Genomic DNA, 374 nt, shown 5'->3' with positions numbered 1-374 from the left:
TCGGTGCCGTTGGCCAGGGTGTAAGTCCACTGGCCGGTGCTGTCGACGGCGATCGAGCCGTAAGTGCCGGCATTGGACCCGGCAATGCTCCAGGTGGCGGTGGCATTGTGATCGATGTCACTCGAGCTGAATTGGCCGCTGACGCTGAGCGTGCTGTCTTCCTGCACTGCACCAAGCTCGTTGCCGCTCGCAAAGCTGAGTACGGGTGCGTCGTTGCTGCCGGTGACGGTCACGGTCACCTGCTGGGTGTCGACGCCACCGAGGCCATCGCTGACCTGGATGGTGAACACTTCGTTGTGACTCTCGCCGGCCTGCAGCGACTGCACGGCACCGGCGACGCCATCGCTGCCGTTGGCCAAGGTGTAAGTCCATTG

General features: G+C 63.6%; 1 protein-coding gene. It reads right to left on the bottom strand.

The features are described from left to right. The coding region (locus tag AC1DQM_RS29970) for a VCBS domain-containing protein (protein ID WP_477747282.1) at positions 1-374 on the bottom strand (374 nt) is incomplete at both ends.

It is taken from the genome of Pseudomonas sp. 01L34 (assembly GCF_056400265.1).
This window is presented reverse-complemented; position numbering and strand designations above follow the sequence as displayed.